Origin of the sequence: Dysgonomonas sp. PH5-45, assembly GCF_029893235.1 — a bacterium.
In the GTDB taxonomy this organism is placed as follows: domain Bacteria; phylum Bacteroidota; class Bacteroidia; order Bacteroidales; family Dysgonomonadaceae; genus UBA1309.
This window is the reverse complement of the sequence record NZ_JARXWE010000014.1, coordinates 16966-32097: the sequence shown is the minus strand read 5'-3', so window position 1 is coordinate 32097 and position 15132 is coordinate 16966. Positions and strand designations below refer to the sequence as shown.

At 43.9% G+C, this 15132-nt stretch carries 14 protein-coding genes; 11 read left to right on the top strand and 3 right to left on the bottom strand.

Features of this window, described 5'->3' with window-relative positions; genetic code table 11:
* The first annotated feature begins 2 nt into the window (after positions 1 to 2).
* The 3 genes from M2132_RS06680 (at position 3) to M2132_RS06670 (ending at position 1938) form a co-directional block, all read left to right on the top strand.
* Positions 3 to 995 carry a DNA-directed RNA polymerase subunit alpha gene (locus tag M2132_RS06680; RefSeq protein ID WP_280672577.1) on the top strand — a complete coding sequence of 331 codons (993 nt, stop codon included), beginning with the start codon at positions 3 to 5 and terminating at the stop codon, positions 993 to 995.
* Positions 996 to 1003: 8 nt separating this feature from the next.
* Entirely contained in the window at positions 1004 to 1516 is a 513-nt protein-coding gene (gene rplQ / locus M2132_RS06675) for a 50S ribosomal protein L17 (protein ID WP_280672575.1), read from the top strand.
* 137 nt (positions 1517 to 1653) lie between these two features.
* Positions 1654 to 1938 (top strand): YciI family protein, encoded by a 285-nt coding sequence (locus M2132_RS06670; RefSeq protein WP_280672573.1) that lies wholly within the window; start codon positions 1654 to 1656, stop codon positions 1936 to 1938.
* Between the two features lie 27 nt (positions 1939 to 1965).
* Here M2132_RS06670 and yihA read toward each other — a convergent pair whose 3' ends face one another.
* Complete coding sequence (yihA, locus tag M2132_RS06665) at positions 1966 to 2571, bottom strand: ribosome biogenesis GTP-binding protein YihA/YsxC (protein ID WP_280672571.1); 606 nt, start codon at positions 2569 to 2571, stop codon at positions 1966 to 1968.
* A gap of 126 nt (positions 2572 to 2697) precedes the next feature.
* Between yihA and M2132_RS06660 the strand changes: the two genes are divergently transcribed.
* The 7 genes from M2132_RS06660 to M2132_RS06630 all read left to right on the top strand — a co-directional run bounded on the left by M2132_RS06660 (position 2698) and on the right by M2132_RS06630 (position 10642).
* Positions 2698 to 3945: a WG repeat-containing protein gene (locus M2132_RS06660; RefSeq protein WP_280672556.1), complete on the top strand. Its 1248-nt coding sequence runs from the start codon at positions 2698 to 2700 to the stop codon at positions 3943 to 3945.
* A 38-nt stretch (positions 3946 to 3983) separates the two neighbouring features.
* Positions 3984 to 5171 carry a M20 family metallopeptidase gene (locus tag M2132_RS06655; protein ID WP_280672554.1) on the top strand — a complete coding sequence of 396 codons (1188 nt, stop codon included), beginning with the start codon at positions 3984 to 3986 and terminating at the stop codon, positions 5169 to 5171.
* A 157-nt stretch (positions 5172 to 5328) separates the two neighbouring features.
* Positions 5329 to 5784, top strand: a complete 456-nt coding sequence (locus tag M2132_RS06650; RefSeq protein WP_280672552.1) for an Lrp/AsnC family transcriptional regulator — start codon at positions 5329 to 5331, stop codon at positions 5782 to 5784.
* Between the two features lie 176 nt (positions 5785 to 5960).
* On the top strand, positions 5961 to 6695 hold the full coding sequence (locus M2132_RS06645) for a 1-acyl-sn-glycerol-3-phosphate acyltransferase (protein WP_280672550.1): 735 nt from the start codon (positions 5961 to 5963) through the stop codon (positions 6693 to 6695).
* Positions 6696 to 6751: 56 nt separating this feature from the next.
* Positions 6752 to 8488 carry a LysM domain-containing protein gene (locus M2132_RS06640; protein WP_280672548.1) on the top strand — a complete coding sequence of 579 codons (1737 nt, stop codon included), beginning with the start codon at positions 6752 to 6754 and terminating at the stop codon, positions 8486 to 8488.
* Entirely contained in the window at positions 8485 to 9168 is a 684-nt protein-coding gene (locus M2132_RS06635; RefSeq protein WP_280672547.1) for a porin family protein, read from the top strand. Before M2132_RS06640 ends, M2132_RS06635 begins: the two co-directional genes overlap by 4 nt.
* 34 nt (positions 9169 to 9202) lie before the next feature.
* Positions 9203 to 10642 carry an MFS transporter gene (locus tag M2132_RS06630; RefSeq protein ID WP_280672546.1) on the top strand — a complete coding sequence of 480 codons (1440 nt, stop codon included), beginning with the start codon at positions 9203 to 9205 and terminating at the stop codon, positions 10640 to 10642.
* A 190-nt stretch (positions 10643 to 10832) separates the two neighbouring features.
* Here the strand turns inward: M2132_RS06630 and M2132_RS06625 are convergent, their stop codons facing one another.
* Together M2132_RS06625 and M2132_RS06620 are read right to left on the bottom strand one after the other, a co-directional pair.
* Positions 10833 to 12851, bottom strand: a complete 2019-nt coding sequence (locus M2132_RS06625) for a DNA topoisomerase 3 (RefSeq protein ID WP_280672545.1) — start codon at positions 12849 to 12851, stop codon at positions 10833 to 10835.
* A gap of 17 nt (positions 12852 to 12868) precedes the next feature.
* A complete protein-coding gene (locus M2132_RS06620; RefSeq protein WP_280672544.1) occupies positions 12869 to 13474 on the bottom strand; it encodes a riboflavin synthase in 606 nt (201 codons plus the stop codon).
* A gap of 202 nt (positions 13475 to 13676) precedes the next feature.
* On the opposite strand from M2132_RS06620, the gene M2132_RS06615 reads away from it, so the two are divergent.
* Positions 13677 to 15116, top strand: a complete 1440-nt coding sequence (locus M2132_RS06615; RefSeq protein WP_280672542.1) for a PDZ domain-containing protein — start codon at positions 13677 to 13679, stop codon at positions 15114 to 15116.
* Positions 15117 to 15132: the final 16 nt, after the last annotated feature.

Below are 15132 nucleotides of genomic sequence, written 5' to 3'. Positions count from 1 at the left end.
TCATGGCTATATTAGCATTTCAAAAACCCGATAAAGTATTAATGTTAGAAGCGGACAACTTCTTCGGAAAGTTTGAATTTCGTCCGTTGGAGCCCGGTTACGGTGTTACCATCGGTAATGCCCTGCGCCGCATTCTACTTTCTTCACTCGAAGGCTTTGCTATCACATCAATCAAAATAGACGGAGTTGAGCACGAATTTGCTACTATTCCGGGTGTTATTGAGGATGTTACAAACATAATCCTTAACCTGAAAAAAGTTAGGTTTAAACAAATTGTAGAAGAAATTGAAAACGAAAAAGTAAGCATTACTGTTTCGGGTTCCGAAGTGTTCAAGGCTGGAGATATTGACAAACACTTATCAGGATTTGAAGTTCTCAATCCCGATTTGGTGATTTGTCGTTTAGATTCGAGTGCAAGTTTCCAAATAGAATTGACTATTAGCAAAGGTCGTGGTTATGTTCCGGCAGACGAAAATCTGGTACAGACCGACGATGTTAATGTCATTGCTATCGACTCGATATATACTCCTATCCGTAATGTGAAATATACGATAGAAAACTATCGTGTGGAACAAAAAACGGACTACGAAAAACTAGTATTGGAGATATCGACCGATGGTTCTATACATCCAAAAGATGCATTGAAAGAGGCTGCTAAAATTCTTATTCATCACTTCATGTTGTTCTCGGACGAGAAAATCCTTCTTGAACAAAACGAAGCTGACGGAAATGACGAGTTTGACGAAGAAATACTACATATGCGCCAATTGCTTAAAAGCAAGTTAGTTGATATGAACCTTTCGGTTCGTGCGCTAAACTGCTTGAAGTCGGCCGAAGTAGAAACTTTGGGAGAACTTGTACAGTTCAATAAGAACGATTTGCTTAAGTTCCGCAACTTTGGTAAGAAATCGCTTACCGAGCTTGATGAACTTTTGGATAGCCTGAACCTGTCTTTTGGTTTGGATATTTCAAAATATAAATTAGATAAAGAGTAATATAAGCGATGAGACATAATAAAAAATTCAATCACTTAGGTCGCACCAACACTCACAGAAATGCCATGTTGTCTAACATGAGCGTGTCTCTGATTTTGAGTCCGAACAAACGCATATTCACGACTGTCGCTAAAGCGAAAGCCTTGCGTAAGGTTGTAGAGCCTATCATCAATAAAGCAAAGGAAGATACTACACACTCACGTCGTTTGGTATTCCAAGAATTGCAAAGCAAAGCTGCGGTAACAGAATTGTTCCAGAATGTTTCGCAAAAAATAGCTGACCGTCCGGGAGGTTATACACGTATCATCAAAACAGGAAACCGTCTTGGTGATAACGCTTCGATGTGTTTTATTGAACTTGTAGACTACAACGAAAACATGTTGAAAGAAAAAGCTGCTGCTAAAGCTAAAACAACACGCCGTTCACGGAAAGCCGCCCCTAAAGCAGAGGCTGCTCCAAAGGCTGAAGTTAAAGAAGAAGCTCCTGAAGCACAAGCTCCGGAGGCTCCCGCAGCAGAATAATAAGAAACCCGAAATAAGAAATCTTATTATAAGGAAAAGGAATTGCGATTGTGTGTCGCGATTCCTTTTTTGTTTTTGTAGAAAATCTCCCCGAAAACATGTAATTTTAGTAACTGTATTTTTTAAACCGATTGAAAATGTTTATTCTTGTTCTTACATACAAAAAACCGCTCGAAGAGGTAGACCGCCACTTGCAGGCTCACAGGGATTTTCTGGATAGGAATTACGCTGAAAAAATACTTTTAACCTCTGGTCCTCGCCCCAACAGGATAGGGGGCATTATTGTGGCTCGTGTAAAGACTTTGGCCGAAGCACAGGCATTGATGAAGGAAGATCCTTTCTTCCGGCACGCGATTGCCGATTACGAAATATTGGAATTTGAGCCTACGAAGTACCTCGCAGGCTTTGAAGGTTTTGTCTGAATAAACAACAGTTGGGATCTCTGCTGGTCAGGACTGTTTCAACGACTGGTTTATCTGTTCGATATAACCGAGAATTTCGTCGCGGCCTTCCTGCTTGTCGGACGACGACAGAAAGATAGGAGGCAGTTCTTCCCATGTTTCTTCCAGTTTGAGGATGTAGTTATCTATATTCTCTTTCAGTTTGTTGCGCCCCAATTTGTCGGTCTTGGTGAATATAATGGCAAAAGGAATTCCGCCTTCGCCTAACCATTCCATAAACTCAAGGTCTATTTTCTGAGGCTCGTGGCGGCAATCCAGAAGAAGGAACAAGTTGGTAAGCTGCTGACGGTTCAGTATATAGGTTTCTATGATTTGCTGAATGCTGTCGCGCCCCTTTTTTCCACGTTGCGCATAGCCATATCCCGGAAGGTCTACCAGATACCATTCGTTGTTGATGATGAAGTGGTTTATGAGCTGTGTCTTTCCCGGTTTGGACGAAGTCATAGCCAAGCCCCTGCGGTTGGTAAGCATATTGATGAGAGACGACTTACCAACGTTGGAACGTCCGATAAAGGCATATTCGGGCAACCCATCCTGTGGGCATTTTCTGTAATCGGTATTGCTTATCACAAACGATGCGTCTCGTATAATCATGTTTATTATCTCTTTTTGTTGCTTTCGGAGAACTAAGGTACAATTTTTTTGCTAAAAAAGAGTTATTTATATTGTTCCATCTGGGAAAACATGTTCTTACTTGAATAATCAAAAGTAGCAGATTCTATGAAAAAAATCCATTATTTCTATTTTCTGTTGATAATACTCGTCTTGTTTTCGTGCCACGGAAAACGACTTTCTACCGAACATTTTATGGCAATAGAAAAGTTCTCAGAGCTGGATGGCAAATACATCAATGAAGATATGCGTTTGAGCAGGATGTTTAATCTTTATTGGCATAATAATGAGATAGATGTAATGGATTTGCGTTTTGTTACGAACGATTCCTTGATAATATCTTATGTAGATACTATGGGATACAAAACATTAGCCCTGAAAGGAAAGAGAAAAGAGAACTTTTTTGAGTATCATTTCCAGAATACAAAGATTTATTTACCTCCTATTATTATGACGAGTCAAATTGATAGATTACGAATAGGAAAAGATAAGGACAGCAAGCTAATGATATACCATTGGGACGAACATCAGGGGATGGTATTTCCACTTGGTGCGGCAGGATTTAAAAACGATGAATATGCTTACTCTTTTGCCCGTTACGACAAAACAACCGCTGAAGGACTTCGGATTGTGCAGGTGAACGATAAGTGGGGCTATGTCAACGACGAAGACAGTATCATAATAGAACCCATTTATGACTATGCGCAGCCTTTTAAGAATGGCATAGCCAAAGTGGCTCGTAATAATTGTTGGGGACTGATAGATACGGCTAATAATATTGTAACCCCTTTGGTCTATGATTTTATATTGAAATCCGAATGCGACGGTCTTAGGCGAGTAAGAAGGGATGGGAAATGGGGTTTGTTAAATGCCCAAAACGAACTGATAGTTGCTCCACAATACGACCAGATGAAACCTTTTGGACAAACCTTCAAAGATTCGCTTTTTTCGGATTTGGCACAAGTGTATAAGGATAACAAGGTAGGGTTCATTAACTGTTTTGGCGAAGAGGTAATTCCTGCGGTATATGATACCATAGAGCTGCCTTTTGGGAACGATACTAATGATACTTACCGCACTTGTCTGAATGGTAAATACGGCTATGTAAGCGGAAAAGGAGTTTTGTGTAACCCTGTATTAGATAAAGCTCCTAAACGATTGTCTTATAGTGGTTATAGTTCTAAAAATAAAGAGTTGGCAACAATTATTGGGCGATATGCGGAAGTCGTATATAAAGGTGAGCCTTACATATTTGCCGAGACGGGAGTATTGTTTAAGTATAAGAAATTTGGCCTTTTTAAAGATTATCGGTTGGATGTGGACTTCCAAAGCAAGATTTATATAGGTGAGCAATAGTTTTTTATTACTTTTACAGGCATAAATCGCTTCACAAAATGGACAGTAGCTTAGCCGACATTATCAGAAATAAAACAGAGCAATATTTCCAAGAAACGCTTACCCATTATAAGCACCTGCACCGTTATCCGGAACTGTCGTATCGGGAGAAGGAAACGGCGGCTTACGTGCAGGCTTGCCTCAAAAAGTTGGGCATCCCTTACCGGGCTAACGTTGGCGGATATGGTGTTTTGGGCTGGATAGAGGGGCGTGAGGCGAAGTCGAAAGTGATAGCTTTGCGTGCCGATATGGACGCTCTGCCCATACAGGAAGAGAATGATGTCGATTTCAGGTCTGTACACGAAGGTGTGATGCACGCCTGCGGACACGATGTGCATACGGCGAGTTTGCTGTCGGCAGCCCGTATCATCAGCGAATTGAAAGACCGGTTGAAGGGTACCGTCCTTTTGGTTTTTCAGCCCGGCGAAGAGAAAGATCCGGGCGGAGCAAGCCTGATGCTAAAAGACGGGGTTTTTGATGAATTCAGACCCGATGCCATTATCGGGCAGCATGCTTATGTAGATTATGAGGTAGGGACGGTAGGCTTTGAAAGCGGAACAATTATGGCATCGGCCGACGAGGTTCATATCACCGTTCGCGGTAAGGGTGGGCACGGGGCTTTACCGCACGAACATGCCGATACGGTTTTGGCAGCCGCGCAAATATTGGTTTCTATGCAACAGGTGGTTAGCCGGCGGTCTAACCCTTTCAAGCCGGCGGTTCTGTCGTTTGGGCGATTTGTGGCTAATGGTGCTACGAATGTGATTCCCGACGAAGTTTATCTGGATGGCTCGTTGCGCTGTATGGACGAGGACGAAAGGCAAATGTTAAAATCGGCTATTCGTACCATTGCCACAGATACGGCAGCAGCCTATGGCTGCCGGTGCGATATAAGGCTGAACGACGGATATCCCTGCACAACCAACCACGAAGGGGTGACTGACATGATGAAAAACTTTGCACGCGAGTATCTGCCCGAAGAAAAAATATTGGGGCTTCCCCGCCGTATGACGGCCGAAGATTTCGGCTTTTTCTCGCAAGCATATCCTGCCACCTTCTACCGTTTTGGGGTGAAAGGTTCCGGCTTCAGCACCGGATTACACACTCCTACCTTTTTGATAGACGAAAGGGCATTATGCACATCAGTTGGGTTATTTTCTTTTCTTGCAATACGTTTTTGTAGTTAAAATTGAAAAAATGAGTTGCAAATGTTGCTCAATTATTCAAAAAAAGATTACTTTTGTAGAAGTATAGTAAGTAAGAGAAGATAAAGATAATTCGAAGTTGTTGATAAGCGAAAGATTTATACTCAAATAAATCTTTTCGAAAAAAAAGATGTGTGATATGAAGAATGAACAAATTGACGATTTAGACATAAAAATTCTAAAACTTATAGGTGAGAATGCTCGAATCCCTTTTCTTGAAGTGGCAAGGGAGTGTAACGTGTCGGGCGCGGCTATCCATCAGCGAATAAATCGCTTAGTGGATACAGGTATAATAAAAGGTTCCAGATTCTTATTCGACATAAACAAGATAGGCTACGAAACCTGTGCCTTTGTTAATGTAGCGATTGGAAAAACCTCCGATCTTAAAGAGTTGAAAAAAACGCTGCTTAACATTCCTGAAATTGTGGGATGTTACTTTACTTCGGGACAAAATGATATGGTGCTGAAAGTAGTGGCTCACAACAACAAGGAGTTGCAACGGGTAATTCAAGAGCGACTATTTCCGCTGGGATTCACATTAATAGAGACTTCTATCTTGTTCGAAGAAGTTTTTGAAAGGCAAATATCTCTCTGAGGGGAGATTTCCCAATCATTATAATCAAGGAAAGGAAGCAGGCGGAGGTCTGTTTCCTTTTTTTGTTTGCGGCAATGATGTAAGGTGTTAATTATGTTTGTTGGAATAAAATTTTAAAGTATTTTTGTATATTGAGCTGGGTCTAAAAAAATCTTGCAGCCGTAGGTTAAATAAAAATGAAGACTTTTTTATCTGTTATTTATCTGATAGTTATATTTATACCAATATTTTTGCTTGCAACTATATTGACAGCTTTGTCGGCTATAATAGGCTGTTTGTGCGGCAAACGGAGTTTTTGGGGATACATTCCGCCCCGGTATTGGGGAAAAGTAGCGTGTCGCTTGGCCTTGTGCCGTGTCAAGGTGAGAACAGAGGTCGAACTCGACCCCAACCAGTCGTATGTGTTTGTTGCCAATCACCAAGGAGCATTCGATATTTTTCTTATCTACGGCTATCTCGGAACAAAAACCAAATGGGTGCAAAAACAAAGCCTTCGCAAAATTCCCTTAGTGGGCAAGGCGTGCGAAGTGATAGGCCATGTTTATGTAGATAACTCAAGCCCACGGGCAATAAAAAGAACGATAGACAAAGCCAAGCGCGAGCTTGAAGATGGCGTTTCGATGACAATATTCCCCGAAGGGTCGAGAACATCGACCGGAAAGATGGGCAAATTTAAGAAAGGCGCATTTGTGATAGCCGAAGACATGCACCTGCCTATCGTGCCCTTAACCCTGAACGGGCCTATCGAGGTGATGAAGATAGGGTCGTACATGATAAACCTTGGCAAAAAACTTGAACTCGTAATACACAAACCAATAGAAACCGAAGGACTGACCGATGAGAAAAAAGCGGAGTTGATGAACAAAACCCGCGATGTGATTTACAGCGACCTGTGGGATAAGTACAAATAACTGTCCCGCACGCGCGGTGCTGGTTAGGTTTCGGAATAAAAACAAACTATGACTATATGAAAAAAAAGAGCATAGCCCTACTGTTTACCACATTGTTTTTCTTTGTGGGTGTTAACGTGGCTTTGGCCAACAATCCTAAAAAAAGTACTAACCATGTGGTTGCTCCGGGCGAAACCGCCTATTCCTTAGCAAAGGCCAATGGTATAACCTTAAACGAGCTTTACGCGGCTAACCCCAAAGCCAAAGAAGGAATGAAGGTGGGCGATGTGCTGGTGATTCCCCAAACGGTGAAGTATTTTTCGTATAAGCCCGAAAAAGGAGAAACGCTCTATTCTATTTCTAAAAAGTTTAATACTACGGTCGAAGATATACTGAATGCAAACCCAAAACTGGGAACCGAAGGTATAAAGGAAGGTAAGGCGATACGTGTGCCCGAAACCTCGCCCGTTAGCAAGCCTCAACAGCAAACAACCGATAAAATAATCCATAAGGTAGCACCCAAAGAGACACTTTACGGAATATCGCGGATGTATGATGTTACGGTCGAGGATTTACTGATAGCCAACCCCTCGGTCAAATCGGGACTGGCTATGAATCAGGAATTGGTGATACCGGCCAAAGGGAAAGTTGTGGCAGATAAATCGCAACCGGCCACCAATGCAACCACTCCGCGGCAAGAAGTTGTTGCCACAGAAGCGACCAAAGATAACAAAACGAAGGACGTTGTGACACGGGTTGGAGTTCTTTTGCCGTTTCTGGACAAAACAAACAACCAGCATCTTCGTTTCATTGAATATTACGAAGGGATGCTCTTGGCGATATCCGACTTGAAAGCAAAGGGATATTCGCTCGAAGTTTATACCTTCGACATAGGTACGGCAACCGACAACAAAAAACTGGAGGCATTGCTCGAATCGAGCGATATTGCCAATTTGGATATGATAATAGGCGGTTCGTCGCTAGGGCAGATAGCTCTCCTGTCTAGCTACACAAAGCAGAGGGGCATAAAGTATGTGATACCTTTCCCCACAAAGTCGTCGGATGTTTTCGGGAACGAAAACGCCTTTCAGGTATGTATGTCGCATGCCTCTATGTCGCCAAAGGTAAGCCGTTTGTTTACCCAAAGGTTCAAGAATTATAATATCATCCTGCTCACCGACAATTCGAATACCGATAAGTCGGACTTTGTGTCGATGCTCAAAACAAACTTGCACGAAGCAGGAGGCAGTGTAAAAGAACTGCAAATGACTTCCGAACTGAGCGAGTCGCTGCCCACGGTGCTGTCGTCGTCGGCAAAGAATATAATAGTGCCATCGTCGAGTACTTCGCAAACATTGGGGAAACTACTTGCCGGGCTGAAAGCCCTTAGTGCTAACCAAACCGCGGGGCAGTACGATATCAGTTTGTTCGGATATCCCGACTGGCAAGCTTATACCAATGTTTATGGCGATTTGCGGAAGTTTAACGCCATTATCTACACTTCTTTTTTTGTTGAAAAGAACTGCCTGTCATCTTTCGAGGCCAAATACAAACGGGCTTATAATAAAACAATGATGGTTTCGTTCCCTAAATATGCAATGCTGGGCTACGACACGGGAATGTTTTTCTTACCTCTGAAAAAAGAATACGGAAAAGATTTTGAAGACAAAATGTCGAAAGTTAAATACACACCCCTGCAAACGGCATTCCATTTCATCACCCGCAGCAAGAATGAGGGCTATCTGAACAATGGTATCTATTTTGTGTGTTTCAAGGATTTGGGTATCGAAAAAGTTGATTTGAGCAAAGAATGACCAGAAAAATAATATACGCTTTTTTCTTTATAATTGCGGCATTGAACCTGAATGCGCAAGATAATGCCTTCAAGCCCGAATGGAATTTCGGGGTAGGGTTCGGGCCCACGTTTTCGACCGTCGACACCGACCCCAAGCTGAAAACAAAATATACGATGGGTTTTCATGGCGGCCTCTCGGCACGTTACATTGCCGAAAAATATGTAGGCGTCCTTGCCGAACTTAATTACAGCCGTTTGGGATGGGAAACCGATTTTAAGGATAACCCCGGCGGTTACGAACACAGCCACCGGCTCAATTACCTTGAACTGCCTTTTATGACGCACATCACCATTGGCGATAAAGTACGCTTCGTCATAAACATCGGGCCTAAAATAGGTTTGCTGCTGAGCGAAAAAGAAACGATGAACGATAATCTGAAAAAACTGTTGGTTTCGGAGGATATTCCTGCCAATATGATTACCTATCAATATTACAGGGATGCCGATATCAAGTTCGATTATGGTTTGATAGCGGGCTTGGGTGTGGAGTTTCGCACCGGAGTGGGTAACTTTATGTTCGAGGGGCGTTATGCCTTTAGCTTGGGCGATATATACCATAACAGTAAATCGGACTATTTCACACGGTCGGCCAACAGGGTGGCATATGCCCGGCTGACGTATTTTATTAAACCTTTTTGACACCGCAGGGAGTGTGTCATAAATCTTTTTTTGCATGGCAAAATTTCCAAGAGCTTTTTGGGTCGCCAATACAGTAGAACTGTTGGAGCGGCTGGCATATTATGCTGTTTTTATAGTTTTAACCATTTACCTGTCTAATGTCTGGGGATTTTCAGACATGGAGGCCGCCACCATATCGGGGGTATTTTCGGCTTTGTTATACCTGCTTCCTACCTTTGTGGGTGCTTATGCCGATAAGATAGGCTTCAGGTCTTCTATCATAGCGGCCTTTACCTTTCTTACTATTGGTTATCTGGGCTTGGCGATATTGCCCACCATGTTCGAAAATGCTGGCCTTGTGCATTACGGGGCTGGTACGGGCGACGGGATGTTCTCGTCTTTCTTTAGCGACCGCGGACTGATAACCTTTGGTAGCGATACTGAGTTTTCGGGGCTGAAAGAAAGCCCTTATCGATGGATGATAGCACCCATTATGTTGCTTATAGTTATAGGCGGGGCGTTCATAAAATCGGTTATATCGGGAACCGTGGCGCGCGAAACGACCGAAGAGAACCGCGCACGCGGCTATGCCATATTCTATATGATGGTAAACATAGGTGCTTTTACCGGAAAATGCGTGGTCGACCCCTTGCGTAAGAGTCTGGGTGATGTAGGGCTGGTTTATCTGAACTATTTTGCCGCCACCATGACATTGCTTGCGCTGATTGCCGTTTTCTTCTTCTATAAGAGCGCAAACACCACAGGGCAGGGCAAGAGCGTGAAGGAACTGTTGCATGCCTTTGGTAAAGTATGTATGAACTTCCGGCTTATTATACTGACATTCATTGTTTCGGGCTTTTGGATTGTGCAGCAGCAGATGTATGCCACAATGCCGAAGTATGTGATCCGTATGGTGGGCGAAGATGCTTCGCCGGGTTGGATTGCCAACGTAAACCCGCTGATAGTGTTTATCTGTGTAAATTTTGTAACAACACTGATGAAGAAACGCTCGTCACTCGTTTCGATGACGGTGGGTATGTTTATCATTCCCATATCGGCGCTGATAATGAGTGCGGGAGGCTTATTCGACAAAGGTGAACTTTTCTTTGGAGTGATGCACCCTATCACCTTTATGCTGATTGTGGGTATTGCTTTTCAGGCATTGGCCGAGTGTTTTATCTCGCCCCGTTACCTCGAATATTTTTCGTTGCAGTCGCCAAAGGGCGAAGAAGGGCTGTATCTTGGTTTCAGCCAATTGCATTCGTTCATATCGTCGCTGTTGGCTTTTGGGTTGTCGGGCTACCTTTTGGGTAAATACTGCCCCGACCGCCGTGAATTTGCTTCCGACGAGCTTTATGCCGCAGCTACCGAGCATGCCCATTATATCTGGTACTATTTCTTTGCCATCGGGTTGATTGCCGCGGTGGGTCTTGTCATTTACGGACAGGTGGTGAAGCGTATCGATGCCAAGAAACTCCGGCAGGAAGCACAATAAAATTACGCCGAAATATTGGCTAAATCACATCGTGTCGTTCAGAACGTATCTCAGAGAGCGGTTAGCCTGAAAATGTTTCTCTGCTTTCTCTGTCATGTTGAACGGCAGTGAAACATCTTCTATATCAAAATCAGGATTCTTTGCTAAGACTCAGAATGACAGTCTTTCAATTCAATATAACGCAAGGATTTTATCCTTCCAAAGGGCGGCGGAAGGTACAGCCTTCTTTCCAGCGGGAGCAGCCGTAGGCGGTTTTTCCCCTGACGATGTGCCCTTTTCCGCAGAGGGGACAAATTTGAGGAGTGCTGTCGTTTTTTGGAGCTTCTTCTTTGGGTTTCGGCTCACGCTTTTTGCGTTCTTTCTTGGGCTTGTCTGTTTCCTTACTTTTCTTTTCGGTTATGGCTTCTTCTATGGTTATGCGGTTACCAAAATCGTGCTTCACGTTGTGTACAATCTGCATGAGCATCTGCTTCAATTCGTCGAGAAAGATTTTCGGTTCGTATTGGTTTTTCTCTATCTGACGTAACTTTTTTTCCCAGATACCGGTCAACTGAGCCGATTTGAGCAGTTCTTCCTGTATTGTTTGTATCAACTGGATGCCTGTCAGGGTGGCATGGAGGTTTTTGCGCTCTTTGCGGATGTAATTTCGTTTAAAGAGTGTTTCTATGATATTGGCACGGGTAGATGGGCGGCCTATGCCGTTCTCTTTCAGGGCGTCGCGCAATTCTTCGTCTTCCACCAGCTTTCCGGCGGTTTCCATAGCCCGCAGCAGAGTTGCTTCGGTGTAATACTTGGGCGGTTGCGTCCATTTTTCGGTTAAGGCGGGTTCGTGCTGGCCTGCTTCGCCTTTCACAAATTCGGGCAGGATGTTTTCGTCTTCTTTCTGTTCGTCGTCCTCTTGTTGAGGGGCAGATGTGTTCTTTTTCTCGAAAACTACACGCCAGCCCGCATCGAGTATTTGCTTGCCCGTTGTTTTGAACTCAACCTTAGCGGCTTCGCCCAGAACGGTGGTAGTCGAAATCTTGCAATTGGGGTAGAAAACGGCTATAAAACGGCGCGTTACGAGGTCGTACACCCGGCGTTCGTTTTCGGTCATGTTGTTAGCCCGTACGCCTGTGGGTATAATGGCATGGTGGTCGGTTACCTTGCTATTGTCGAACACTTTTTTCGATTTCAGTAACTTTCCTGCCGCCAGTAGAGGGGCTGTCAGTTCTTCGTATCCCGCCAGATTCTTTAACGTAGCGGGTACTTTGGGGTAAATATCGTCGCTCAGGTAAGTTGTGTCTACACGGGGGTAGGTGGTCAGCTTTTTTTCGTAGAGCGATTGTATGGTTTTGAGCGTATCTTCGGCCGAGAAGGCAAATTTTTTGTTACACTCCACTTGCAGCGATGTGAGGTCGAACAAGCGTGGCGGAGCTTCTTCGCCCTTTTTGGTGCTAACGTCTGTAATCTGAAAAAGTGATTGACGTATTTCGTCCAGAAAAGCCTGTCCTTCTTCCTGTGTAGAGAAACGCCCTTTGGTGGCGGAAAAAGTGGTAGCCCGGTAAACGGTTTTCAACTCCCAATAGGGTTCGGGCTTGAAGTTTTCTATCTCCAATTGCCGGTTCACAATCAGCGCAAGGGTAGGGGTTTGCACACGCCCGATAGACAGCACCGATTTGTTTTGCCCGTATTTCAGCGTATAGAGCCGTGTGGCATTCATGCCCAACAGCCAGTCGCCAATGGAGCGCGACAGTCCTGCCTCGTATAGTTTTTCGAACTCCGATTGGTCTTTCAGTTTTTGGAAACCCTCGCGAATGGCGTCTTCCGTAAGCGACGATATCCACAACCGCTTTACGGGGCATTTGCAGCCTGCCTTTTGCAGTACCCACCGCTGAATGAGTTCGCCCTCCTGCCCGGCATCGCCGCAGTTTATAACCTCGGTGGCGGCTTGCACCAGTTTTTCGATAACGGCAAACTGTTTAGCTATGCCGCTGTTTTCAATCACTTTTATGCCAAAGCGCGGCGGAATCATGGGCAGCAGGTCTATCGACCAGCGTTTCCATTCGGGGTAATACTCGTGAGGCTCTTTTAGGGTGCACAGATGCCCGAAAGTCCATGTGACCTGATATCCGTTACCTTCCAGATATCCGTCACGTTTGGCGTTAGCCCCCAGAATAGCAGCTATCTCGCGGGCAACGCTTGGTTTTTCGGCTATGCAGACCTTCATATAAACTCCTTCGGTTTTTACTTTGTTAAATCCTGTAAGCGGCTGATGTATTTGCCAATGATATCGAATTCGAGATTAACGACAGAACCTACCTTAAACTGGTGAAAGTTGGTGTATTGGTATGTGTAGGGGATGATTGCCACCTGGAAGGAATCCTTGGTGGGGTTGCATACCGTGAGGCTCACTCCGTTTACTGTTACCGAGCCTTTATCGACCGTAAAATATCCTTTGCGTGCCATGTCTTTATCAAAATCGTACCCGAAGGTGAAATACCAGCTTCCGTCGGCTTCTTCAATCTTTTGGCAAACGGCGGTTTGGTCTACGTGTCCTTGCACGATGTGCCCGTCCAGACGTCCGTTCATAAGCATACTACGCTCAAGGTTCACTTTGCTCCCTATTTCCAGTTTGCCCAGATTAGAGCGCTCCAGCGTTTCTTTGATGGCTGTCACCGTGTATTTGTTGCCGTCGATAGCAACTACCGTAAGGCAAACACCGTTGTGTGCCACGCTTTGGTCTATCTTCAGTTCGCCTGTAAATGAGCACTGCATGGTGATGTGCAGGTTTTCTCCTTCGTTTTTCAAGGCAACAACCGTTGCGGCTTCTTCAATTATTCCAGAAAACATAATGATTCGCAATTTTTAGAATGTTAGAACTACAAAGTTACAACTTTTGAAATACCCTGCGAACTAATATCGGGCTCTTTAAAAGAGAAATATTACATTCACTTGCCTTTGTATGCTGTTTATTTTAATATAAAAAGCTATATTTGTAGCCGTAAATAAAAAAACTACATAAAATTCTAAACGAAACAAAAAAAAGGAACACATGAAACAGTTATATGCAATACTGCTTTCGTTCATTGTAACGCTTGCAACGAGCGTCAATGCTCAGAACAAATCGCAGATGTGTCATTTTGGTGTAACGTTCGAGATTAGCAGTAATCCTTCGTGGGGATACGGGGAGCCTGTTGTTTTGACGGTAGAACCATATTCGCCGGCGGCCGATGCCGGTATAAAGGTTGGCGATATAATAATGGAGGTAAATGGAGCGGCTACTTACTTGCGCGATTATCAGACTATTGCCCGCTGGATGTTTGACGAATCGGACGAAGTGGTTTCGCTAACTATACGTAACATGAGCAACTATTTCCGTGAATATAAACTAAACAGGGAATGTAATGCCGTGGGGTCGCTTTCGGAATCGGATTTGGCTACCAGCTTCTCTTTTTATAGTTTGGAAAACACCGTTGACCGTGCCTTTATTCTGCCCGTGCAGATACAGACAAACAAGAATGTAGATTATTCAGACTATCATACATTCGACTTTGTTATGGATAAAGATGCTCCCGATATTGATGCGGCTATAGCCGGAATACTTGAAAAAGCATTGCTCGAAAAAGGTCTTGTGCGCGACAAGAAAGACCCCGACTTCATGATTCAAACATACTATTCTTTTCAGAATAACGTAAAATATAACGCGGCCATAACACCCAAAGACGGAGAGAAAACATGGCGCTACGATGTGTTGACCGAAAAAATGGTTGCCCTGCCTATTATCTCTCCTAATAGTACGAATGCTTTGGCGGAAGGTCGTTTTGTGGCCGAATTGGGAGTACGTTTTTATGACAAAAAATATATCGACCCCAATAAAATGACACAGATATGGGATTGCCGTTTGAGCGATTATCTGACCAAGAATGTTTCGCTCAAAGACTATGCGCAGTTTCACGCTCCGCTGTTGTTGCTAAACTTCCCGTATACGGAAAATGCAACGCAAGTCAGATACGTTGTCAGCTTCAAAAAATATAACTATACGGGTATCCATCTCGATTCGAAAGATATGACCCGTGTCACAAATGTAGATTTGGGTTCGCCTGCTTACAGAGGAGGTTTGCGCGGAGGCGATGTGATATACAAAATACAAGGAAAGAACTTCAAGGCCAAAAACGATGAGTTGGTAAACGCTTATAAGAGGTTTATCATAGAGTCGATGAAGTATCGCGACCCCGATACACAGTTTACAGACGCCAACGGTTACAAAGACTGCATGTATTGGAATAAATACCGCTATCGTGAAGTGGCAAGAATGTTTAAAGAAGATATTTATATGCCCAACTTCTCTTATTTGTACAGTTTTGAGCGTTATGTTTCGGACGGAGGCACAAAGCGTATGCTCTTCGATGTGAAACGCAACGACCATCGGCGGGTTTACGGGGTAGACCCCGAGGTGAGGGGTTCGGTAACGATACGAATTCAGAAAATGTAAAGAAAAAAATAACAAA